16 protein-coding genes are annotated in these 24,244 nt (G+C 47.7%); 6 read left to right on the forward strand and 10 right to left on the reverse strand.

The window, feature by feature from the left end; all coding sequences use genetic code 11:
• Positions 1-24: 24 nt before the first annotated feature.
• The gene (locus OI18_RS13360; RefSeq protein ID WP_039140516.1) at positions 25-3,063 is read right to left on the reverse strand and encodes a SusC/RagA family TonB-linked outer membrane protein; all 3,039 of its coding nucleotides are present in this window, start codon (positions 3,061-3,063) and stop codon (positions 25-27) included.
• Positions 3,064-3,391: 328 nt separating this feature from the next.
• Here OI18_RS13360 and OI18_RS13365 point away from each other — a divergent pair, with 328 nt between their 5' ends.
• Positions 3,392-4,144, forward strand: coding sequence for an MBL fold metallo-hydrolase (locus tag OI18_RS13365; protein WP_039140518.1), 753 nt, complete (start codon positions 3,392-3,394; stop codon positions 4,142-4,144).
• A gap of 18 nt (positions 4,145-4,162) precedes the next feature.
• On the opposite strand, the gene OI18_RS13370 is transcribed toward OI18_RS13365, so the two are convergent.
• Complete coding sequence (locus tag OI18_RS13370; RefSeq protein WP_039140520.1) at positions 4,163-5,500, reverse strand: serine hydrolase domain-containing protein; 1,338 nt, start codon at positions 5,498-5,500, stop codon at positions 4,163-4,165.
• An 84-nt stretch (positions 5,501-5,584) separates the two neighbouring features.
• On the opposite strand from OI18_RS13370, the gene OI18_RS13375 reads away from it, so the two are divergent.
• A complete protein-coding gene (locus tag OI18_RS13375; protein WP_039140522.1) occupies positions 5,585-6,346 on the forward strand; it encodes an SDR family NAD(P)-dependent oxidoreductase in 762 nt (253 codons plus the stop codon).
• A gap of 9 nt (positions 6,347-6,355) precedes the next feature.
• A complete protein-coding gene (locus OI18_RS13380; protein ID WP_039140523.1) occupies positions 6,356-7,372 on the forward strand; it encodes a zinc-binding alcohol dehydrogenase family protein in 1,017 nt (338 codons plus the stop codon).
• Here OI18_RS13380 and OI18_RS13385 read toward each other — a convergent pair.
• The 5 genes from OI18_RS13385 to OI18_RS13410 form a co-directional block, all read right to left on the reverse strand.
• The gene (locus OI18_RS13385; RefSeq protein WP_039140525.1) at positions 7,369-8,157 is read right to left on the reverse strand and encodes an endonuclease/exonuclease/phosphatase family protein; all 789 of its coding nucleotides are present in this window, start codon (positions 8,155-8,157) and stop codon (positions 7,369-7,371) included. The genes OI18_RS13380 and OI18_RS13385 overlap by 4 nt on opposite strands.
• Positions 8,158-8,189: 32 nt before the next feature.
• Positions 8,190-10,553 carry an ABC transporter permease gene (locus OI18_RS13390; protein WP_039140527.1) on the reverse strand — a complete coding sequence of 788 codons (2,364 nt, stop codon included), beginning with the start codon at positions 10,551-10,553 and terminating at the stop codon, positions 8,190-8,192.
• A 248-nt stretch (positions 10,554-10,801) separates the two neighbouring features.
• The gene (locus tag OI18_RS13400; RefSeq protein WP_039140531.1) at positions 10,802-11,581 is read right to left on the reverse strand and encodes an MBL fold metallo-hydrolase; all 780 of its coding nucleotides are present in this window, start codon (positions 11,579-11,581) and stop codon (positions 10,802-10,804) included.
• A gap of 1,044 nt (positions 11,582-12,625) precedes the next feature.
• Positions 12,626-14,092 carry an MBOAT family O-acyltransferase gene (locus OI18_RS13405; protein ID WP_039140532.1) on the reverse strand — a complete coding sequence of 489 codons (1,467 nt, stop codon included), beginning with the start codon at positions 14,090-14,092 and terminating at the stop codon, positions 12,626-12,628.
• Between the two features lie 10 nt (positions 14,093-14,102).
• Complete coding sequence (locus OI18_RS13410; RefSeq protein ID WP_039140908.1) at positions 14,103-15,158, reverse strand: hypothetical protein; 1,056 nt, start codon at positions 15,156-15,158, stop codon at positions 14,103-14,105.
• Positions 15,159-15,337: 179 nt separating this feature from the next.
• Between OI18_RS13410 and OI18_RS13415 the strand changes: the two genes are divergently transcribed.
• The 3 genes from OI18_RS13415 to OI18_RS13425 all read left to right on the forward strand — a co-directional run bounded on the left by OI18_RS13415 (position 15,338) and on the right by OI18_RS13425 (position 19,411).
• Positions 15,338-16,336 carry an NAD-dependent epimerase/dehydratase family protein gene (locus OI18_RS13415; protein WP_039140534.1) on the forward strand — a complete coding sequence of 333 codons (999 nt, stop codon included), beginning with the start codon at positions 15,338-15,340 and terminating at the stop codon, positions 16,334-16,336.
• Positions 16,337-16,341: 5 nt separating this feature from the next.
• Positions 16,342-17,112, forward strand: coding sequence for a DUF2490 domain-containing protein (locus OI18_RS13420; RefSeq protein ID WP_039140536.1), 771 nt, complete (start codon positions 16,342-16,344; stop codon positions 17,110-17,112).
• A 100-nt stretch (positions 17,113-17,212) separates the two neighbouring features.
• Positions 17,213-19,411: a glycoside hydrolase family 95 protein gene (locus OI18_RS13425; RefSeq protein ID WP_052273202.1), complete on the forward strand. Its 2,199-nt coding sequence runs from the start codon at positions 17,213-17,215 to the stop codon at positions 19,409-19,411.
• On the opposite strand, the gene OI18_RS13430 is transcribed toward OI18_RS13425, so the two are convergent.
• From OI18_RS13430 to OI18_RS13440, 3 genes are read right to left on the reverse strand one after another with little or no spacing between them, the layout of a single operon-like run.
• On the reverse strand, positions 19,408-20,922 hold the full coding sequence (locus OI18_RS13430) for a sulfatase family protein (protein WP_039140539.1): 1,515 nt from the start codon (positions 20,920-20,922) through the stop codon (positions 19,408-19,410). The two genes, OI18_RS13425 and OI18_RS13430, sit on opposite strands and share 4 nt — an antisense overlap.
• Positions 20,923-20,938: 16 nt before the next feature.
• Positions 20,939-23,380, reverse strand: coding sequence for a mechanosensitive ion channel family protein (locus OI18_RS13435; protein WP_052273203.1), 2,442 nt, complete (start codon positions 23,378-23,380; stop codon positions 20,939-20,941).
• Between the two features lie 12 nt (positions 23,381-23,392).
• Positions 23,393-24,235 (reverse strand): hypothetical protein, encoded by an 843-nt coding sequence (locus OI18_RS13440; RefSeq protein ID WP_039140541.1) that lies wholly within the window; start codon positions 24,233-24,235, stop codon positions 23,393-23,395.
• Between the last annotated feature and the right edge of the window lie 9 nt (positions 24,236-24,244).

The following is a 24,244-nucleotide window of genomic DNA, read 5'->3' on the forward strand; positions in this document are numbered from 1 at the left end:
AGAGTTTAATGCTGATGGAATGTATTACAGGCCGATGTTTACACCGAAACGGTAGATCCTCGATTGCGGGTAGTTTACCCCGGTGATGTTGTTGGTTTCGGCATCAATGCCGTATTGCTTCAAACCGTCGAATGACAACAGGTTGTATGCAGACAGGTAAATGCGGAGATTGCTTATTCCTGTTTTTGAAAGTGACCGCTCTGGCAGGTTATAGCCAAACTCCAGCGATTTCAGGCGGAGAAAAGCGGCATTCTTCAGCCAGAAATCGGCATAGATGCTGTTGTAGGAATCCGTCGAATTAAAAGCCTTAGGATATTTGGATTCCGTATTTTCTGCCGTCCACCTTCCATCGTATAACCATTGGGGTGGTGCAATCAGCGACCCCTGCATTTGAGACAGGATCATCTGCTTCGCCATGGCCTGTCCTGAAAAAAGCATGCTTAACGTAAAGCCTTTGTAACCCCCGTTGAGTGAGAGGCCGTATACCAGTTTCGGTGTGGCCGATTCATATTTCCTTACCCTGTCCGTGCTGGTGATGATGCCGTTTCCATCAACATCCTTTATCCAGAGATCACCTGGCTCCGCGCCGGGAAGATGCACGGATTCATCAACCTCTTTCTGGCTGCTGTAAACACCATTGGTAAGATATACCAGCCATGAATCAATCGGATGACCTTCTGATTTCTGCCACTCTGGAACATTGGCGGCTTCATCGCGGAACAACACCTTGCTTTTTGCATACGTGAGGTTGGTGCCAATTGAATAGAAGAAATTACCTGACCGGTTATCGAAGCTGGCGGAGAAGTCGATACCGCGGTTCAATGACTTGCCAATGTTTTCTGCCGGCAGTGCCATCCCTGTATAAAGCGGAATAGAGGCGCTCCGCTGCGCAAGGATGTCTTTACGGAGGTAACGGAAATAGTCTATGGTAAGATTGAGTTTACCTTCAAGGAATCCTGCGTCAAGCCCGATATTTTTGGTGTCCTGCTTCTCCCAGGTGATATTGGTATTGGGTGTGCTCGAAAGCTGGATGGCGCTGGCCAGCGCATAGTTGCTGCCAAAGTAAGTGTAGTAGTTCATGTTATTCACCAGCTGATACCTGGTCAGGAAGAGGTATTGCGCCACGGCATCGCTTCCCATCAATCCCCACGATGCCCGCAGTTTCAGGTTGTTGATGAAGCGGACATTGTCGCGGAAGAATCTTTCTTCTGAAATCCGCCATCCTGCAGAAACGGCTGGAAACAATCCCCAGCGGTTATCTTCCGGGAAATTGAATGAACCGTTATATCGCATGGATACTTCAGCAAAATACCTGCTGTCGTAATTGTATGCGATCCTTCCCAGGTAACTCAGCCTTCCGTCCTGCGCTGCAGAACCGGTTCCCTGCTGCCCTTCGGCACTGCCGGTGAAGATCTGGTCCACCTGCTCGCTCAGCAGGTTCTTCCTGTATGCATAGGTCTGTGAGAAATTTGAAGAAGTTTGTTCAACGCCCGCAAATGCTGCGATGTTATTCCCTCCGAACTGCCGCTCATAATTCAACCTGATGAACGCAGTACTGGCAGTGGTCTGCCTGTCATCCTGCGTAATGCTGGTAGTGGCAGTGGAAGTACGTTGGTTGGAGTACGTGTCGGTAGAACTGTTGTATGACCAGGCGTCCCACGGCCTGGTGAAGATCTTCTGGTCGCGGAATGTAATGTCATAAGAGGCATAACCATTAATGGAAAGCCCTTGCGTGATAAAGGGCAGCTGCCAGTCGAAACCTGCCAGCGGAGTAAACACATAGGATTTGGATTTATCGTAACCTGGCGCATCGGAAACCAGGATTACCGGGTTCCTTCCATTGGAAACGCCTGCACTGAGTGAACCGTTGGGCCAGCGTACAGGAATGAAAGGATATAGTGAACGTGTCTCATGCATGATGCTGCTGACACCATAAGTGGGATAGTTGCGGTTTTCCGTTCGCCCGGCAAGATCAAGATTGACCTTCAGGTTCTTCGTGATGCGGGCATCGATATTGGACCGCAGGTTGAACTGGCGGTAGTGTTCGATACTGTTCCTGAAATTGCTCGACTGATCGAGGAACTGCCCGGAGAAATAATAGCGCACATTTTCTGAACCACCTCTTACAGAAAGGGAGTGAGCAGTCTGCGGCGCATTTTTCCTGAACACTTCATTGATCCAATCCGTGCTCGGATAAGCGGGGTCGTTACCTGCCTTATATTTTTCAATGTCTTCAGTGGTATAACTGTTGGGATTTATCTCGTTGTAGTAGGTCATATATTGCCACGCGGGTACAATTTCCGGCAGGCGGGTGAGTTGTTGCACGCTAACAGATCCATCGTATTGGATTGAGGGCTTGCCGCTTTTTCCTCTCTTGGTTGTGACGAGAATAACACCGTTTGCTGAACGCACACCATAGATCGCTGCCGATGCATCTTTCAGCACAGTAATATTTTCAATATCGGCCGGATTGATCCGGGAGAAGTCGCGGTCAGGAATTCCATCCACAACGAAAAGCGGACTGGTTCCACCGCCAAAGGAATTAAAGCCCCTGATCAGGATACTGGAGCCGTCATCCCCTGGTCGCCCCGAACGGTTATTGGCGATAACGCCGGGCACCCGTCCTGCAATGGCATTGGTAACGTTTGCAGAGGAACTCTGAGTAAGTTCAGATCCTTTCACAGAAGCTACAGAACCGGTTAAACTGGTTTTTTTCTGTGAACCGTAACCGATGACCACTACTTCATTCATGGACTTGCTTTCGGGGGACAGGACAATGTCGAGCAGCTTACCGGCAACAGCCCGGGTTTCCATGTTTGCAAAACCGGTATGGGTAATGACGAGGATGAGATTTTTTCCTTCAACAGTTAGCGAGAAGTGGCCGTCGTTTCCGGACACTGTTCCCGTTGTATTGTCTTTGATGCGGATGCTGGCACCCACAACAGGTTCGCCCTTTTCGGTGCGGATGATGCCCGACACCTGTTGCTGGGCAAGGGTGATTAAGGGCAATAGGAGGAGAGTGGCCTGGATCAGCCAGGCCATTAAGGCAGACTTTTTTAGCATAATTGAGTTTATTTGGTTGGTGGTCTTCGAAAGAATGGTGCGATCGTTCGCACGCCGGCAGGTGCCGTCAGGAGTGGCGGGTCTTACGCATGGGCAATCGTTTTGGTTAGGTAAAAGACTAATAGTCTATTCTAGTCTGTTCTACTGTATAAAGATATAAGCTTTATTCTTTATCGGAAAAATATTTTTTGGGGAAAGCGGGAAACCAGGCCGGGCTGGCACCAGATTTTAGTGAATTGGGAGGCCGAACAGGTAACCAGGGAAGTGCCGGTTGAAAAACCGCTGGACTGATTGCTTTAGTTTAACTTAACCCTGTAAATACCAGATTATGAAACTTTGTACACTCCTTGTCTTGTTACTGTTTAATGGTTTCACTGCACTTGCACAAACCGATATCATTGAAACAAATAAAGGCCCATTGGAAATTCACCCGGTTTTACACGGCTCATTGTGGTTGAAATGGAACAACATAAAGATTGCAGTTGATCCTTATGGTGGGGCCACCCGGTTTACGGAAATGGGCGAGGCTGACCTGGTGATCATTACTGATATTCATGGGGATCACCTCGACAGCAGTACACTCGCGGCTATGAACCTGGGAAAGGCCAAACTGATCGTGCCCGCAGCAGTGGCGGAGCGATTGAAAGTTGTATTGCCTTCTTTTAAAAATATCGAAGTGTTGGCAAATGGTGCCCAAACGTCTTTCAAGGACATAACCATCACTGCGCTGCCAATGTATAACCTTCCCGAAACTGCCGACTCAAGGCATCCGAAGGGTCGTGGCAACGGCTACCTGCTGAATATAGCTGGGAAACAGGTTTATTTTTCCGGTGATACGGAAGATATCCCTGAAATGCGCGCACTGAAAAATGTTGATGTGGCTTTTGTTTGTATGAACCTTCCTTACACCATGGATGAAAAACAGGCTGCAAGTGCAGTACTGGAATTCAAACCTAAGATCGTTTATCCCTATCACTACCGGAAGCCGGATGGATTCACTGATGTAAAAGAATTCGCAAGAATGGTAAACGAAAAGGATAAAGCGATTGACGTACGTCTTCGTAACTGGTACCCGGGGTAAAAAGGATGGTTCATTCTTTTACTTCACTTTTTTTGACTCCGTGTCTTTTCCATGTTCATGGATGACAACTTTGTCGTATGTGCCGTTTTTATTTTTCACAAACAGGAATTCGGAATTATAGTTCACGAAGTAAAATGATTCAGAATTTTCTGCAAGCATCGGCAGTTCCAGGCCTCCGGGTAATATTGCATGAAGTTGATTATCCCGGATCTGGAAACTTATTTTCAACCTTCCCTGCTCAAATGTTCCGGTGTATTGTGCAGCAGGCAGTGTGATCTCTGTCCGCTGTTTCCAGTTGTCGTAGGGTAGCCCCAGTGTAATACAGGAGATTCCCATTGTTACAGGCCAAAGGTCCTCCCCGTATGTTCCCGTATTTCGCAGCAGGATGATCGTCACTTCCTGCTTATGATAATAAATGAACTCGGAGGCAAATCCCGGGTACCCACCGGAATGCCGGATATAACTTTTTCCGAAAAGCTGTCCTAACCGAAACCCGATTCCATAATCGCCTGCTATTTGGGAGAGGGCTGTTTTCCATGAGGCAGGGGACAGCAACTGTTGGCGGGCTACTGCTTTCATCCATTTGTACATGTCGGTTGTGGTGCTGTATATCGCTCCCGCTGAATAGCCGACCGTTGAATCAACATAAGTATACGGCTTTTGCTGTTTATCATTAAGGAACTGGTAGCCACATGCCTTCCTGTCGGTCGGCAGGCCATTAAAATCAAAACCAGAACTGTTCATCTGAAGTGGTTCGAACAACAGCTCCCTGACGTTTTGTTCATATGTTTTCCCGGTTACTTTTTCAATGACAAGTCCCGCCAGGTAATAACCCGAATTGTTATATGCAAATCCTTTCCCGGGAGTGAAATTATAAGGCTTTGAAGCGATATGGTCCACCACATAATTCTTTTCGACCGGGTGATTCACCAATGCAGAATCTTCTTCACCTATATCGTCAGTATAGTTGTGAATACCCGACTGGTGCGTCAGTAATTGCAGAAGGGTTACCTTGTCAGCACCGGGAAAATCAGGCAGGTATTTAACCAGTGGGTCTTTAAGTGACAATTTGTTTTGTTCCTGAAGTTTCAGCATGACCATTGCCGTAAACGACTTGGTAATTGAAAGGATCGGGAAGACTGTTGTTGTGTCATTATGCGTCCGCTCCGCGATGTTCTTCCAGCCATATGCCTTGTGAAAGATTTGCTTTCCCTGCCTGGCCACCAATACTGAACCATTGAACTTATATGCATTAACGGCGGATTGCAAATACCCGTCAATCTTTGCAGCCAGTATTTCATCATTGTATTCCGGTTGTGCGGCAATTCGCAGGAAGAAAAGCATGAGGAACAGCATACGATTCACTTTCCTGTTAATTTAGTAAAAGAAATAGTCAATTTGCACGCCAGCAGGGCACCGGCAGGATGATTAATTTTAGGTATGTCATTGAACGCATTTTCATTAAAGGATAAGACAGCCCTCATCACCGGCGGCGGTACAGGAATCGGGTTCGGCATCGCTAAAGCCATGGTGGAAGCAGGAGCAAAAGTGGTCATTACCGGTAGGCGCGAAGGGCCATTGCAGGAAGCGAAAGCGCAATTGGGTGAGAACGCTGCATATCTTGTATTTGACGTACTGGACAGGCCGGGTATCCCAGCCTTTGTAGAGACGATTGAAGCCACTATCGGACCCATAGACATCCTTGTCAACAATGCGGGGATCCATTTAAAGAAATGGGCATTGGATACCGAAGATGAAGAATTTGAAAGGATCATCCAGACCAACCTGCTGAGCGTGTTCAGCCTCAGCAGGGCCTGCGCACGGCGTATGGTCGAAAGAAAAAGTGGCAGTATCATTTTCCTTGGCTCCATGACCGGCATTTTCGGGATGGACAGGGTAGTGGCCTATGGTACTTCAAAGTCCGCACTGGCAGGACTCATGAACAATCTTGTTACCGAATTCTCGAAACATAATGTACGCGTAAATACCATCGCCCCTGGCTGGATAGAATCGCCCATGATGCTGAATGCCATCAATGCTGATCCGCAGCGGAAGGAAAAGATCGTCAACAGGATTGCCATGACGGGTTTTGGAAAACCGGAAGATGTGGGTAATGCCGCGGTGTTCCTTTCGTCTGAAGCAGCTCGCTATATCACAGGTGTAGTGCTTCCTGTCGATGGCGGCGCAGTAGTAAATTTTTAAACTCATTACATGAAAGCGATCATCCTGCAGGAACCCGGCAAGTTCGAAATTGTCACGAAACCGGCACCGGCATCACCAGGACCGGGAGAAGTATTGCTGAAGATCAGGAACATTTCCATCTGCGGTACAGACCTTCACGCCTTTGAGGGAAAGCAGCCGTTTTTCACCTATCCCCGGATCCTGGGTCATGAGGTGGCAGCGCAAGTGGTGGCAGTTGGTGAAGAAGTATCAGGTATTCAACCTGGCGACAGCTGCACAATTGAGCCTTACCGGAACCTGGTGATCGACCAGGCAGTGCTGCGTGGCAAAACGAATTGTGGCAGTAAACTGACCGTGTTCGGCGTGCACGAAGATGGTGCCATGCAGGAGTACATTATTTTCCCTGCGTCACACGTTCACCTCACTAACGATCTGCCTGCGGAGCAGGTGTCGCTTGTAGAGCCTTTCGCCATTGGTTCACACGCGGTGGAGCGGGCTGAACTGAAACCTAACGACACAGTACTGGTAATCGGGGCCGGGCCTATCGGGCTGGGAATTATTGCACTCGCAAGACTGCATGGGGTTAAGATCGTTGTACTCGATATGGTTGCTTCCCGCCTGGCTTTTGCAGGGAAGAAGTTTCCCGGCGTTGCAACCATTCTCGCCGGCAACGAGGTAATCGAACAGCTGGAGCAGGTTTTCAATGGTGACCTGCCTACCGTTATTTTTGATGCTACCGGTAACAAGTCATCGATGCAAGAGTCCTTCAACTTAATTGCTGCGGGTGGTACCATCGTTTTTGTGGGATTATTTACAGGTGAAATAGTGTTCGATGACCCGAATTTCCACCGGAAAGAAATTACGCTCAAGGCCAGCCGGAATGCACGGGCAGCCGATTTCAGGAAAGTGATTAACTTAATGAAAAGCGGGCTCCTTGATACCGAAGGTTTCATCACACACAGGCTGCAGGCTGATGACCTCGTGCGTGATTTTGAAAAGCTGTTTGTGAAAGAAGAGCAGGTAATAAAAGCAGTGGTCTCCTTTTAATAATTCAGTTGGATAGTCGACACAATGGGATAGTGATCTGACGCGTATTCTTCAGGGATCACGCGATGTGATACTACAGAGAATTTTTTTGCTGGCCGGAATCCTATAAAGTCAATTGCTTTTCCGTCGGTGCCGGGAAATGTCGGTTCACAGTTATTGCAGGAACGGGTAAATTTTTTATCCAGGCTCCTGATCACCTCGCTATTTTCAATGGCGTTGAAATCCCCGGCTATAACTACAGGATTTAATTTACCTGCGATATTATTGATCGCCTTTACCTGCAGCAGCCTGTTAAGATTGGTGTCGAGCGCGTCAAGATGCGTGCTGGCAAAGTGGAGGAATTTTCCACCAGGCAATTTTATTTTGGCCAGGGCAACTGCGCGGCGTTCACCTTTTGTTGAACTGTCAGTTGGCAGTGCATGGACAACAGTATCGGATAAGGGGTGCTTTGACAGGATCGCAATGCCATATTTCCCGCCATCAAAATCTATTGCGCGTCCAAAAAAGTAGTATGGGTAACCTGCTTTAAGTGCAATCTGTTCAGCTTCATTGATATTTCCTGAGCGGCCGGTAAATACATCTATTTCCTGCAATGCAACCAGGTCCGGATTGGCTCTCATGATAACTGCAGCTATTGCATCAATGTCAATTACTCCTGTTTTGCCGGGCGGGTTGCAATGGTGCACGTTGTAAGACATGACGGTAATGACCGGCTTCCCGGGTGTCCACGAAAGAGAAACAAGGAACAGTAAGGCCAAAGCTATCGAAGCAGATTTTCCCCGCATAGTTGCAATTTTTGTTTTGCAAGATAACCATGCTATTCGGTTCTTAGACTCTTCAGCGGGTTAGCGATGGCAGTTTTAATTGACTGGAAGCTTACCGTCAGCAACGTAATGACCAAAGCACCAGAGCCTGCCAGGGCAAAGATCCACCAGGAAAGATCGGTGCGGAAGTTGTAGTTCTGCAGCCAGCCGTGCATAAAGTAGTAAGCTATGGGTATCGCCACCAGGAGAGAGACAAGTACAAGCACCACAAACTCTTTGCTCATCAACCGCCACAGGCTGAATACCGATGCGCCTAATACTTTACGTACGCCGATTTCTTTATTGCGTTGTTCCGCAACGAAAGAAGAAAGGCCGAATAAGCCAAGGCTGCTGATGAAGATCGCCAGCACTGCAAAGAGACCTGCCAAACTTCCGATGCGTTCTTCGCTGGTAAATTTCCGCGCATATTCGTCATCTATGAACTTATACTCGAAGGGGCTGTTCGGGCTCAGGACACTGAAAACCGGTGCTATTTTGGCCAGCGCTTCCCGCACCGGCGCCGCGGAACTTAGTTTGACAAGAATAACACCCATCCAGCCATCGCAGAAGAATATGGTGGGTTGCATCTCGTCATATGGCGATTGTGTCAGCATGTCCTGTGCCACTCCAACTATCGTGTATTCCTTGCCGTGATATTTGACTCTTTCGCCAACGGCATCTCGAAAGCCCATTATTTTGGCTGCAGTTTCATTCACAATTGCGGAAGCAGAATCCGTAGCAAACTCTTTGGAAAAATCGCGACCATTCTTAATATTCCAGCTCACGGTCTTTCCATAGTCATGTGTAACATTAACATCCCTGAAAAAATTTACCTGGTTCGGATCTTTTCCCCGCCACTCAATGCTGTTATTGTTGTTGAAGTAAGCGGTTGACTGTGAAGATTCCGATACATTCTCTACGGCCCCGGTTTTCATTAACGCATCTGTCAGTAGTTCTAAACGGCCAAACAGGTCCGGGGTAAGGGGTACGGAAATCAGTCGCTCACGGTCATATCCGACCGGCCGGCTTTTTGAATATTGGACCTGGCGGAATACAACGATGGTCCCGATAATCAGGGCAATGGATACTGTGAATTGAACTACCACCAACATTTTGCGTGGAAGTGAAGCCAGCCTGCCGGAACGAAACACTCCTTTCAATACTTTCACCGGTTCAAAGGACGACAGGTAAAAAGCGGGGTAACTACCAGCGAGCATGCCGGTAAGTAATGTAAATGCAACAATCAGCAACCACAGCCATGGATTGGTCCATTCAATGGTGATCTGTTTGTCGGCAAGCCCGTTAAAGGCTGGAAGCGAAATCTGCACGATTACAATTGCCAGGAATGCTGCAAGTGACGATGTTACAACCGATTCACCCAGGAACTGGCCGATCAGTTGCTTCCGCAGTGAACCAACCGCTTTGCGGATACCGACTTCCTTTGCGCGTTTTTCACTTCTCGCCGTGCTGAGGTTCATGAAATTGATGCAGGCAAGTACCAGGACAAAAACGCCGATAATAGCCATCAGCCGTATAAAATCAATCCGGCCGCCGGATTCCTTCCCGTTTTTAAAGTCAGTATAGAGATTCAGTCGGTCAAAAGGATGCAGCATGATCTCTTCCTTCCATCTTTCAATATGCTTCGTAGGTAGATTTTTGATTTTTTCCGAAACACTATTCACATTTACACCGGGCTGTAATTCCACGAAAGCTTCTCCACAATGGTTCTGCCACGCAGTCATAGCCTTGGTCCATAAATAATTTTCCTTGTTCTCCCAGGGCAACAAAAGTTTCGTTTCATGAAAGCTGGTATTATGGGAAAAATCTTCGTATACTCCCGCCACCTTCATTTCCTGCTTGTTGTCGACCCGGATAATTTTATTGATTGCGTCTTCATTTCCAAAAAGTGCTTTGGCTGTTGATTGGGCAAGGAGAATGGATGAGGGATCCTTCAGTGCGTTGCGATCCCCTTGCAACATTTTTAGTGAAAACATCCCGGGGAAGTCCTGCTGCACCCACTTGCCCGCACGGTAAAGTTTCTTATCACCGGAGGCCAGGATATGGTCCCCGTTATGTGATGTGAGCGAAACCCTGCTGATCTGTTTGCCGAATCCGGTACGCAACGCATCGCCGACTGGCATTGCTACTGTATTGTCGGTATAGACTTCGGCATTTTCTGCCTCTGACTGGTTGACCAATACCTGGGCCAATTGTGCGTGATTCTCAATTGAACTGTTGTATGAAATTTCATCCCAGATCCACAAGCCGACCAGCATGGCGACCGCCATGCCCATAGCGAGACCGGCTATATTAATAAATGAATAGGTTTTATTCCGTTGCAGGTTTCGCCAGGCTATGACGAAGTAATTTCTGATCATGCGCTAAAATATTGCTCCCTCACTGGCTTTCAAAAATGTGCCAGTTGTTAACTGGTTGATTTATTGCAAGTTATGCGCTGGTAAATGGGTGATGCTGTCCGCTTTTGATACAGCAGTTGTCGCGTTTCGCTACATCCTTCCTGGCCTGTTTGTTCCCTTGCAGGTTCAGGATTGTAAAGCCTGGCGATTATTGTTCCGTTTTCCTGCGGAGTTATACATGTTACAACGATGCGGTCCTGGGTGACCATTTAAATGGTTGTTGGCACACCGGGTGGTAAGAAACTGACCTTCCTGTTTATCGGTGGATCACCGGCGAGAATTTGCTTCAGCGTAGCCTCGCTTTCCTTGAAATGGGTCCAGCCCCTGTAATGTACAGGTATCACTTTGTTTGGGTTCAGGCGCTGGATCGACTTCAACAGGTCTTTCCCATTCATGGTGTATTCACCAGCACCGGTCAGATACCTCACCTGTACCGCACCCAGATGAAAGATGGCTGTGTCGATTTTAAATCGTTTTCCAACTTCTTCAATCCCTTTGAAATACACGGTATCTCCTGAAATATAGATCACACCGTCTTCCTGGCTGTCAAACTCAATTATAAATCCAATTACTTTACCGGCAATGAAACCAGGTACCCACCAGGGATGATGTTGTGCCGGCGTAGCAGTGATCTTTAGTCCCGGAACTCTGGCAGTATTGATGCTGAAGGATTCCCAGTCATCCAGCCCGGTTATTCCCCTGATCGCTTTTGCAGCAGGCTTGGTGGAAAGGATCAGCGGCACAGACAACGCAAATTCGCGCCCTTTATGATCGAAATTATCCATGTGCTGGTGATGGCTCAGGAGAACAAGGTCTACAGGTTGTAGCCCAGATGGCGGCAGGGACGGATTGTCGGTTTTTCTTGAAAACACTCCTGCGCCATGGTGATATAGGTGACCGGCATTGTCTAAAGTGGGATCTGTCAGGATCCGGAAACCATTGATGTCGATCAGCATACATGCAGTGTCGATATGTGTAATGGTTACCATTCACACAAAGATATTCTACCCCGGTTCACTTCAGTTCAGGTTTTTTATTTAAGCATTCAAGATAGGTGTCCCCGATAGGAAGTGACTATGGCCCTCATTTAATTTTAGAACCTGCCGGTTATTCCGGATTTTGGACCGGTTAATTACCATTTTGTACAGATTGTTCCCAATGTTTGGAAATTCTCTTTTTGGTGAGTAAATAACATTCTGATTCTTGCGGGAAACGCAAACATCATTAATTGAATTCCAGGCGTTCTTTGATAAGCAACTTTTCGTGAAGCCGTCCCAAAGCCGGGTGAAAGCCGTCCAGACTTTAGAAAAAGGTAACAACAAGGCCACGCCGAGCCTACGCCGAGGCCGAATTACAGGGACGAACAAGGGAGAATGAGTACAGCGCGAAGAGAGAAAATTGTATGAGTGACGTGTACAGGAGGTATGAGTGACGAGTTTTGGAGGTAAGAAAGATGGTATGAGTGACATGTTACTATGTCGATTGTACTACGAATGGTAGTTTGCAGTGAATTGTGCATGAACGGTATCGGAATCAGGGTGATATCGTCCTGAACGGTCAGCCAGGCTTCCTGAAAAAACTGGTTGCGGGATACTCTATAAATCTCCCCCACCAACAGCCGAAAGATTTAAATGTGGCTAAAACGCAATTTAAAGCCCGTGAGCGACCTTGATATAAAAATAAGTCAAGGATTCGACGCAGCAAAGAAATGCCGAAATTTCGGTTATACGAGGGCAAAGAGGCCTTGTTCCATCCAGGTGTCAACAACGAGGCCCGGGAGCTTTGATGCCCCGATCCTTCACAATGCCTTCACAATGCCTTCACTATTCCTTCATGAATTGTTCATGCTTCTCCAATGAAACAATGAGCAAACAGTATACGAATTGTGAACCCATTGTGGACCCATTGTGATGAATTCGAGAGAATTTCCAATTCGTGCCACCCAAAGAGAGGGCCTGCGATGGGTCCGGAATGCCCCACGCTCACAGGCCACACTTTTGAATTTTGAGCTTTATTTTTTAGTTGACTGTTAATCAAAACTGGAAATATATAAACGAGTTGCTGCTCTTCTGGCTGACTACCAGCAGGATCAGCATCACAGCCCAGGCAACACCAAGTACTTTCCAGTTTGTGCGATGAATTATGTTCTCGATCGAAAGGTCGCGCAGCAGCCAATGAGTTGCGAGCAACGCACCAGTAACCAGGAAAACCTTTACTAAGTCGAGTGTGGACAAAAGCGCCGCACCGTTATGGTCCATTCCGAACATGGAAGAAAGTAGTCTCCATGCAGTGCTGAAATCAGTCGAGCGGAAGAATACCCAGGCAATGGTAACCAGCAGGAAGACAAACAGTGCCGTTGCAAAGCGGTTAATCGACTTGCCTGCAAGGAAAGATGGCACAAAGGAGGCCCTTGAAACTGCCACAGCAGGTTGACCGGTAGTGATCGTTCTTTGTTGCAGCAGTCTTTCAACGCACAGGTAAACGCCGTGTAACGCACCCCACACCACGAAAGTCCAGGAAGCACCATGCCAGAGACCGCCCAGCAACATAGTGAGCATCAGGTTTACGTACGTCCTTGCTGGGCCTTTCCGGTTGCCACCCAACGGGATATACAGGTAGTCGCGCAACCATGCGGAAAGCGTAATATGCCAGCGGCGCCAGAAATCGGAGAAGCCTGATGCAGCATAAGGAAATTTGAAGTTCTCAGGAAGGCTGAACCCAAGGCACATGGCTGCGCCGATCGCACAGGTACTGTATCCTGCAAAATCGAAGAAGATCTGCCCGCTGAATGCAAGCACCCCGGCCCATGCGTCAACAGGCAGCAGGCTGTTTTGTGCCTGGAATACACTGTCGGCAGGTGAAGCCAGCAACGTATCGGCCATTACTACTTTCATGAATAATCCCAATGAGAGCAGGAAAAGTCCGTTCACCAGCTGATGCCGTGTGGCCTGCTTTGGCGTCTCGAATTGAGGAACCAACTGGTGGGGTCGTACGATTGGTCCTGCTACCAGGTGAGGGAAGAAGGTAACAAAGAGCGAGAAATCGAGCAATGTTTTTACCGGTGTACCTTCTTTCTTATACATGTCGATGGTATAACACAACGTAGTAAAAGTATAGAAAGAGATACCAGCCGGCAGGATAATGCTTGGCTTGGCTGGATGGTAATCAATGCCAATGGTATTTACCAGCGTTACGAAATTGTCCAGCAGGAAATTTCCGTATTTGAAAAAGCATAGCATCCCGAGGTTGCCAATGAGACTAACGACCAGGAGCAGCCTTTTTTTCTGTTTGTTGTTCTCGTTATACAGCGCCTTTCCGACAAAAAAATCAACAACGGTGGAGAGCCACAGCAAAAGGATAAAGGGCGGATTCCAGGCAGCATAAAAGATATAGCTGCCGATCAGGAGGTTGACCTTTTTTACTTTCCAGGGAAAGTTCATACTGTGCAATGCCAGCATGATGATAAAGAATACGACGAAGGAATATGAATTGAATAACATAACTCAGGATTTAATTGGTGGTAGTTGTCAACGCCAGTTCTTTAGCTGCGAACCAATTCTTTTCCCTGAGGATTGAGATCAGTTCATGCGTATAGATAACAGCATCTTTGATGGCGAGGTGTGACCACTCTGGACATTCCAGGTTTTTAGTGGAAGCATAATCGCGGTAATGGATGCCTTCTGTTTTTACGTGGGCCAGCAATTTGTCCCAGTATGCATTCCGGGGATATTTCTTTTCTTCCGCTTCGGCCAAAGGGCCGCTCGATGGGGTGCGTATAAAGATGACCTTGCCGCCGCGATTATTGATTTTATCTACACTGGTCTTTACTCTTTCAAAGATCTGTGTAAGGTCGGCCCCTGTTGGTGGCGGCGTCGGATCGCCCATCAACAGCATTGACCAGATGCCAGTCTGTTTGTTGATATCGTTCGTGTCTGAGAGGAACATGTCTGACATGAATGTTTGCCGGTCGTAAGTTGTCCATTCAAATCCTTTGGGGAAAACAGGCATGGCAAAAACACCTGGACGATTCTGGAGGGGCACTTCATTCAGCAGCGCATTTAGGGAGAACCGGCGTTCTTCCAGGAAAGCCAGCTTTGACTCGAGGGCATAGTTGACCTGTGAACTCAGCTTTTCGGAAGGTGTCTGGTTCTTGTAAAAGTCAATCGCTTCTTTGGCCGATTGATGGAAAACCGGGTTGTTCGGGAAAAACAGGACCTCTGTGATGTCAGTAACAACTTTGCCATTGAAATTTTCATCGTTGGCGAGTTCTTCGAGTAAAGTGAGGGGAGAAGTTCCCACAACGGAAAGCTGAACTGCTTTTTCGCCTGTAGTTGCTTCCCATGTCGGAATATCCAGGTCGAACTTGATGCGGGATGACCCGATAAACACAGTCGCATTTGCCTGCGGGCGGTAGGCCTCTTTCCTTGAGTTTGCCCAAAGAGCCTTGTCGTCGTTGAAGGTGGCCTGAAATCCCCTGTTGCGCCAGAATAATTCCCATCCAACGATAAATGAGAGCACTAAAACCAGGGCAAGAAGCCCCGATTTCAGCAGTTTACTTTCCTGCATAGAAATAAGGTTTAATTTGATGAAACGCAGCTCTGAACTGCTTTCGCGGCGATAAAGTTGCAACACAGATGGATGAAAGTCCAGCCCATCGTGATTTAATTGAATGATTGATCTGATCAATCAGGCCGGACGGCGGATGAACTGTTCTAACTTATAGCGGGAAAACGGCGTTTTTAACCATGAAACAGGTATTTATCACCGGTGCTTCCGGATTTATCGGCGGACACCTGGCACAACGATTAGCTGTGTTGGGAACGAATATTCATGTGTTGCTTAGGAAGACCAGCCGTAACGGCCACCTTCTTCATTCCCGGATCAGGATCTTTGACGGCGACCTCCTGGATGTAGATCGCATCAGGACGGCGATGACCGGTTGCAGCCACGTTGTTCACCTTGCCGGCCTTGCAAAAATGTGGACGAAAGATCCGCATGATTATTTCCGGGTGAATGTATCTGGAACAAAAAATGTCCTGGATGCCGCGTCAGATTTAAATGTGGAAAAGATCATTGTAACCTCCACTGCAGGGGTATTTCCACCAGCAGTTGCTCATCCATCAAATGAAGAATCCTTAAAACACCCGCAACTTTTCACAGAATATGAAAAGAGCAAGAACCAGGCTGAAGAACTTGCCATTCAATATTTTAAGAACGGACTGCCGGTACTTGTTGTCAACCCTGCGAAAGTCTATGGGCCCGGACCGGTCAATGACAGCAATACTGCCACGATGATGGTTCGCGGGTACCTCGCTGGCCGGTGGAGATTTATCCCGGGCAATGGAAGTGGTAAGATGAATTATGTGTACATCGACGATGTGGTTGAAGGGATTATTTCAGCACTGGACAAAGCGCAGCCAGGTTCACAATATATACTTGGCGGTGAGAATGCGAGTTACGACCAGTTCTTCGATCTTGTTAAGGAATTGTCGGGACTGGACCGGAGGTTATTTCACCTGCCATATGCCCTCATCCGCAGTATTGCCTGGTTCGGTGACCTGAAAGCTGCTTTGGGATCCCCGCCGTTTATTACATCTGAATGGATAAAGAAGCTTCCATTTGATTGGTCCAAAGATATCTCGAAGGCCACCCGGGACCTGGACTACCATCCACGGTCCCTCAGGGAGGGATTGAAACAGACCATCATGTGGTTACGCAAAACTGGCGGGATTGACTATATTTAATACTTATGCAGTTAAGGATCGGTGTCGTTCTGACAATTTTCTTTTCATTTCTCCAACCGGTTTCAGCACAGCATACCTATCACCATGGGATGCTGTGGGGAAGACTGGTGCTGTCAGATAAAATTACTGCAAAGTCAAGATGGGAATTTTTCCTCCAGAAACGGACTCAGAATATCCCGGGAGAAAAAAGTCCGATCGAAGCGCATTATGTTACCAGCGCCTGGTTCTGGCTGAATTTTATGCTGGGAAGGGATCTGAAGCTTTCTGTTTCACCTTTCGGTTATTTTCAAACTAATACCTTCCTCACGTTGCCGGCTGATGCTGAACTACCGGGCGTTAAAGAGTATCGTTGGGCAGCTCGTCTCGAACACGAACGGAAGTTAAAATGGTTCTCTTTTATTAATCGTATTGGTCTTGATTACCGGCGACGTGATATCCGGTTCAATGATGTTTATGTGCCAAACTGGCGCGCAAGGTATATGGCCAGGCTGGAGAAACCGGTTCCCGGAATCTTCTCAAAGGAAAAGCCGGTTACTTTTATTTTGAGTGATGAAGTAATGTTCCAGTTTGGAGAAGCTGTCAGGAACAATGCAAACGCCTTCGACCAGAATAGGGTATCGGCTGGATTCAGTTATGACATTTTCCGAAATGTAAAAACTACGTGCAGCTATATGAACATCATCCAGCAACGCCCAAACGGCAAAGACTTCGATATAGCGAACGCGTTATGGTTAGTGCTTACGTTTGACAATCTCTTCAGCCAGTTTCGAAAATAGTGTGGTTAAAATTGCCGGCATTTACGCCAAAATTGAGGCGGCTGATTGGGATACACCTCGTTAGATTTGGAAATAAACCATCCCTGCAGATTCAATCGATATGAAAAAGTTAAGTGCAACCGCGATTTGCGTGCTCATTGTCTTGCATTCATTTGCGCAATCTTCCTCCTTACTCTGGTATGACCGTCCAGCTAAAGACTGGGAGTCTGAAGCCCTGCCCATCGGTAACGGCCGGATAGGAGCGATGTTATTCGGGGGACTAAAACAGGATCGCATCCAGTTCAATGAACAAAGCCTATGGAGCGGTGACAATAACTGGGATGGTGAGTATGAAACCGGCGATCATGGCTTCGGGTCATACAGGAATTTCGGTGATGTTTATGTGAACTTTTCCGACAGTGCGAAAGCATTGACTTATCGACGCACTCTCGACCTGTTCAACGGTATTCATACTACAACATTTGAGGAAGCCGGGGTGAAATATAAAAGGGAAGCATTTGCCAGTCATCCTGACCAGGTGATGGTCTTCCAGTACAGCGCGGGCAATCGTAAGTCGATGTCGGGATCTGTTTCGATAGTGTCTGGACAGGGCGCAAATAGCAGGGCTGACCAGAACACCATTTCTTTTTCCGGTGAAATGCCCAACAGGCTGAAGTATGCAGCTAAACTGCTGGTTGTGCATGACGGGGGAACCATCCGTGGCACGGGCGACAGCCTCATTTTTCATAATTGCCGATCACTGACAATCTTTTTGAATGCCCGCACCAACTACAAGCCAGACTATAATTCAGGCTGGAGAGGAGTTGATCCTATGCCTGTCCTGGAAAAGGAACTTTCACAGGCCGTCGATAAAGGATATAAGCAATTGGCGGTTAGTCATCGCCGTGATTTCTCGAAGTTGATGAATGGGGCAGTAATTGATATCGGAAATACCGCAGAATCATTACGGTCATTACCTGTTGACGAGCGATTGAAAAAATATTCAGCAGGTAGCGTCGATCCGGATCTCGAAGAAACACTGTTCCAATATGGCCGTTACCTGTTGGTAGGCAGCTCCCGTCCGGGTGGACTTCCGGCCAACCTGCAAGGCCTCTGGAACCACAGCAATACCCCGGCATGGGCGAGCGACTATCACAACAACATCAATATCCAGATGAATTACTGGCTGGCGGAGAGTACGAACCTGTCTGACTGCCACCTGCCCCTTATTGATTTTATTTCGGCACAGGCAGAGCCCTGCCGCATAGCAACCAGGAAGGCTTTTGGGGCGAACACGCGGGGGTGGACAGCCAGGACCAGCCAGAATATCTTCGGTGGAAATGGGTGGGAGTGGAATATCCCCGCCAGCGCCTGGTATGCGCAGCATGCTTTCGAGCACTGGGCATTCACTGGCGACACATCTTACCTGCGCAAGACTGCGTATCCCATTTTGAAAGAGATCTGCCAGTATTGGGAAGACAACCTGAAAAAATTGCCCGATGGTACACTGGTAGTGCCTAACGGCTGGTCACCGGAACATGGTCCGCGTGAAGATGGAGTAATGCATGACCAGCAACTCGTATGGGATCTCTTCCAGAATTACCTTGATGCTGCAAAAGCACTTAACGTTGACCGTGAGTACCAGCAAACCATTGCAGGCATACAGCAGAATCTTGCGCCAAATAAAATCGGGAAATGGGGACAGCTGCAGGAGTGGCAGACCGATCGTGATGATCCCGATGACCAGCACCGGCACACTTCGCATCTTTTTGCCGTGTACCCGGGCAGGCAGATCAGTACCATCCAGACTCCCGAACTGGCTAAAGCTGCGATTATTTCGCTTAGAAGCCGCAGCGGTAATTATGGAAAGAATATCAATACACCATTTACGCTGGCTTCAACAGTTGGCGACAGTCGCCGGTCATGGACCTGGCCCTGGCGTTGTGCCCTATGGGCGCGACTGGGTGAAGGTGAGAAGGCTGGAATAATGATTCGCGGATTGCTGACTTATAACACTTTACCTAACCTGTTTACGAATCATCCTCCTTTTCAGCTCGACGGCAATTTCGGGGTAAGTGGTGCCATGACGGAAATGTTGTTGCAAAGTCATGCCGGAGAAATCAGCCTGTTACCAGCCATTCCTTCAACCTGGGCTGTCAATGGGTCCTTCAAAGGTTTGAAAGCCCGCGGAGGCTTTACCGTAGATTGTTCCTGGAAGGATGGGAAAGTGACAACTTATCGCATCAGGTCAGCTAAACCTGCCCGGGTAACGGTTAGGATCAATGGAGAAAAAAAGGAAGTTTACTCAACAGGTAATTAACGTGAATTCTGTTGGGTTTTCTTCAACAGGGTTTCCATTTCTTTTACTTTCTCCGGGTATTTGTCAGCCAGGTTATTCTTTTCCCCGATATCCTCTCTCAGGTTATACAATTGAGGAGTCGGTAAATTGCCAGTCTCGATATTCGTTAGATTAATTCCGGTGTTTGCAGGACCGCTATTTGGACTGATGTATTTCCAGTCGCCCCTGATAAAGCCAAGTGCCCCGCCCTGGGTTACCAGTTCGTTTCTTCCAGAGCCGGACCTGCCAAAGAATGCGTTAAGTTGATTTTGGCTATCCCCTGCGTCTCCCGGAGTAACCGGTTGGTTTAACAGTGCCGAAAATGACGCGATAAAATCTATCTGGCACACAAGAGCAGTTGAAGTTTTCGGTTGTACGGTACCCGGCCAGCTGATAATGAAGGGTACGCGCGTGCCAGCTTCGAAGGCGCTGTATTTACCGCCACGCAAGGGCCCGGCAGGAGTATGTCCATTCAGTTGCGTCACCGCGCCATCCTGGTAGCCATCGTCCAAAACAGGGCCATTGTCGCTGCTGAAAATAATGATGGTATTCTTTTCAATCCCAAGCGCCTGAACATGTTTCATGATCTCGCCCACAGACCAGTCCAGCTGCAGGATGGCATCACCTCTCAGTCCCAGCCCGCTTTTCCCTTTGAATATGGTGGATGGTACACGTGGTACGTGAGGCTCTGTAAGTGAATAATACAGGAAGAAGGCCCTGCCTTTGTTTTCGGTGATGAACTGTTTTGATTTTTCCAGGAAGGTCAGTGGCATTTCTTCATCGGTCCACCTTGCCAGCTTCCCACCTGTCATATAACCAATACGCCCCACGCCGTTTACGATTGTATTGTTGTGTCCATGATCCGGTGACGCCTGCATCTTGAGTAAATCAGGATTCTCCTTGCCCGTAGGTTCGTCGCCAATTTTAGCTGCATAATCAACTGCTATCGGATCAGCGGGGTCGGCAGCAACCACCCTGTGGTTTTCAAGGAATACAGTTGGCACCCTGTCTGCTGTAGCGGGGAAAATAAATGAATAGTCAAACCCGGTTTCGTTTGGACCAGGTCTTATCTCGCCATTCCAGTTCTTTTCAGTCTTCTCACCAAGTCCGAGGTGCCATTTGCCAACTATCCCGGTACTGTAACCGGCTTTCTTAAAAACTCCAGGCAATGTCGTTTTATCAGACGGGATGATCAGGGCCGCATCACCCGGCAGGATGCCGGTTCCCTGTTTACGCCATGGGTATTGCCCTGTCATTATCGCATAACGTGATGGCGTACACGTAGCTGAAGTGGAATGCGCATTGGTAAACCTTATACCCTGCCTCGCCAGTTGATCGAGGTTTGGTGTTTTTAGTTTTGTGGCACCATAACAACCCAGGTCACCATATCCCAGGTCATCCGCATAAATAAAAATTACATTTGGTTTCGATTGAGCCTGGCAGTAAGTGATGGCAACTGTTAGTGCACAGATTGCCGTAAGGAGATACTTCATTACACTAAAATACTCTTTACTTTTTTATTGTTATCTCCTGTTGCGGAAGTGGAATTTCAATTCCTTCCCTGTCGAATGACTCGAGGATCCTGCTCATCATGTCACTGCGTTGGTGCCAGGAATCGCGGATGTCTGCCACCCAGAAATCAATTGCTATGTTAATTGAACCTGCGGCAAATTCCACAACCGTTATAGATGGAGCTGGATAATGCATCACATAGTCATTCCCCTTCAGTACGGTTTCAAGAATTGTATTTACTTTCTTTAGGTCCGTTCCATAGTTAACAGATATTGCAACGTTTATCCTTCGGCGGTTGTTTCCCATTGTCCAGTTGATGAGATGATTGGTCAGGAGGTCGCTGTTGGGAATGATGAAAGATGCACCCTCAGTAAGATTGATGATGCTGCTCCTGAAGCCAATGGATTTCATCGTGCCCATTTTCCCGTTAACTTCCACTATGTCGCCTACATTGACCGGTTTTTCGAACGCGATGATCAACCCGCTGACAAGATTGCTTACCAGGCCCTGCAACCCAAGTCCGATTCCTACACCGAGTGCCCCGAGGACTATCGCCAATTTATCCATGGGGATGCCGGCGGCGGCAAATGCGAGGAAAAGTCCAAGCGACAACACGAAAATCCGGATAAGCAGTAGCCAACTTCCTACGCCGGGCTGCCGGGCTGTCTTATCGCGGTCCCGCTGGTCACCTGGCTCGGCCGCGAAAAAAGAGATGACCTGTGAAATAAGGGTAGATACACCTATGATGACAACAAACAGCACAAGACTGTTGATGGTGAAATCATAATTACCGATCGTTCTTTCAGTGCCAAGGAATTCCATCAGCGGAGTTGTAGCCTGCTGGAATGCATAAAAGTTTTTGCCCACCAGCACAAACCAGCCTATCACCAGGAACACATATAAGTATGTTGGAACTTTTTCTCCTACCCGTTCGAAGTTGATATAGAATAATTTTCTTTCGGGGTGCTTATAAATGGACGCAATCAGAACAAGTGCTTCATTTATAAGCCTGGCTGTCCAGATAAACAATATGGCGATTACCAATCCCGAGTATCCTGCCACCATTAATGTTTTTGCCAGGTTGTAACGGCCGGTTGCATTGAAGATAACCGAAGCGGCTTCCAGCAACACTACGAAAACAATAAAATAACGGATGTTTTTTTCTCTCAGTTCCTGGTGCTTCGAAGACCGGAGAACAGATGTGCAATAGACAGCACCGCCTGAAGCCAGTGCAAACATCCACCAACGCTCCATGCGGGATGCCTCCAGGACCATGTTTGTGAGTCCTGCCAATACAAAAAGCGCTACCATAATGGTCCAGAACAGCATCCAGTATGGACTGATAAACCGATAGAATATGATACAAAGACTGACGGCGGAGATCAGCCATAAAATGAAACTGAAAATAAATGGTGGCTGTAGAAACAGGAATTGGAAGATACTGATCACAACCAGCACTGCAGAAAGTGATGGATAGCGAAACACCAGTTGTCCTTTAAAACCGGGATCCAGGCCTTTTTCATCTGCCCATTTCTTTTTGCAAGCCAGCAGGAAACGCCAGGCTGCAATAATGAGCACGACCAGTAAAATCAGCCTGCCACGGAAATCGCGCAGGTAATATTTAAGTGCAAGTTTCTCTTTCGCGATCGACATGGGTATGATCTCGCTCAATGGCCGATGTGGCGAAGGCGGGTGCCAGAGATTGCTGAAATCCCGCCGGAAGATCCTCGAATCCTGTTGCCTGCGGAAACGCTCAACATCTTCAAGATTAGTACGGATGTCAACAATGGTCATGTCGTATGAGGTCTGCAGATGTTGAAGGGAAGCAATGGATTTACGTAACAGGGTGTCAACCGGGCCTAATTCCCTGGCAATAACTTTCAACCTGTTGAAATATTGAATCACCTGGGCCGAGTCTAAGGGGAATGTGTATAATGCCGAATCGGCAGAAAGAGAGTCGATGCGATCGATAAATTCCACCATGGTATGGATATGTCTTGACACGACATCCCTTTGTTGGGAGACTTTCAAAAGCAGTTCATTCAGGATAGCCCAGCTAACGGCCAGGTTTCTTGTCGTATGGCCGCTTCCGTTATTTGCTGTAATGCCATCCTGGACAATCGTCAACTGGTCATGGGTTTCTTTTAGTTCCCTTGCGTAACCGGAAGTATCCATTCCCTTGTGAAGGAAGATTCTCGCCCGACCGCTGGTCTGCCTGATTTCCTGCAACAGGATGTCCTGCCTGATCGCTATCCGTCCCCGACTGTATTTCTCGATACTGTTGATGGTTTCCTGCCGCCCTGCCTCGAGGATTTTTTCCATTATAACACTTCGCTTTATCGGGGTGTCCCGCGTTATCACAGGTTGTTGGGCAAATGACAGGGCATAAGCTGACAGTGACAGCAACAATCCTGTAAGTATCCGGCAGACGGCTGGCATCAGTAAGACGAATTATTTTGTATATAGCGGTGATCGCTTCAATAAATATTCAAGAGTGCTCTTGTAAGCATCCTGTGTATTCCAGAAAGAAGTGCGGTTCTGGTTGTACAGGCTGGATCCTTTATCGTTATAGATCGACAGACTGAGGTTTGTCTGGTAGTTCTGGGTAGTAGTTCCATAGGTGGAACTGCTGGTCTCTTTTTTCTTGTCGTTATTCTTACTGTTGTCTTTGGTGGTCGAAGAACCTGAGGTTGATTGATAATTAGTCTGGGTGGTCTTGTTCATGGCTACTGTTCCCCTGACTACATATTCAACGCCAAGCAGGCTGCAGAGGTCATCCATCGAATAGCCCTTGATATTTTCTTTTGTAATGCCTGCTTTGACCAAGACTGTATTTGTTGTGCCCGGATCAACAATTTTGTAGTTGCCGGAATGTTTGCTCATAAAGGAATAGCACTCGTCCTGTACCTGCTCGCTGATTGCATCGTCGGTTGCCTGTCCATCGCTGACGAAAGTGAATGGAAGTATCGCCACTTTGTTGCGGCGTTCCTCAGGTGATGCTGTCGCTTTTTGCAAGGGAACTGCAGGTTGTGTTTTGTCTGACGGCAATGCGGGCTTATTGAACACCTGGACCCTTCCGCTTGCAAATGTGATCTTCATAATGTCTTCATTCCTGATCGTGTAACTAAGTGTCTCCCCAACATAGGCGAACTCTACTGAATTGTCATTAACCTTGAGCACTTTTCCGACAAGTTCATCACCATTGATTTTCAGGATTACATCATTCTTTTGCTGTTGGGTGAAACCGGCAAGAGTAGCCAGGGACAATACGAGGAATAAAAATATTTGTCTCATATGTACAAG

The organism is Flavihumibacter solisilvae (genome assembly GCF_000814475.1).
Classification (GTDB): Bacteria; Bacteroidota; Bacteroidia; order Chitinophagales; family Chitinophagaceae; genus Flavihumibacter; species Flavihumibacter solisilvae.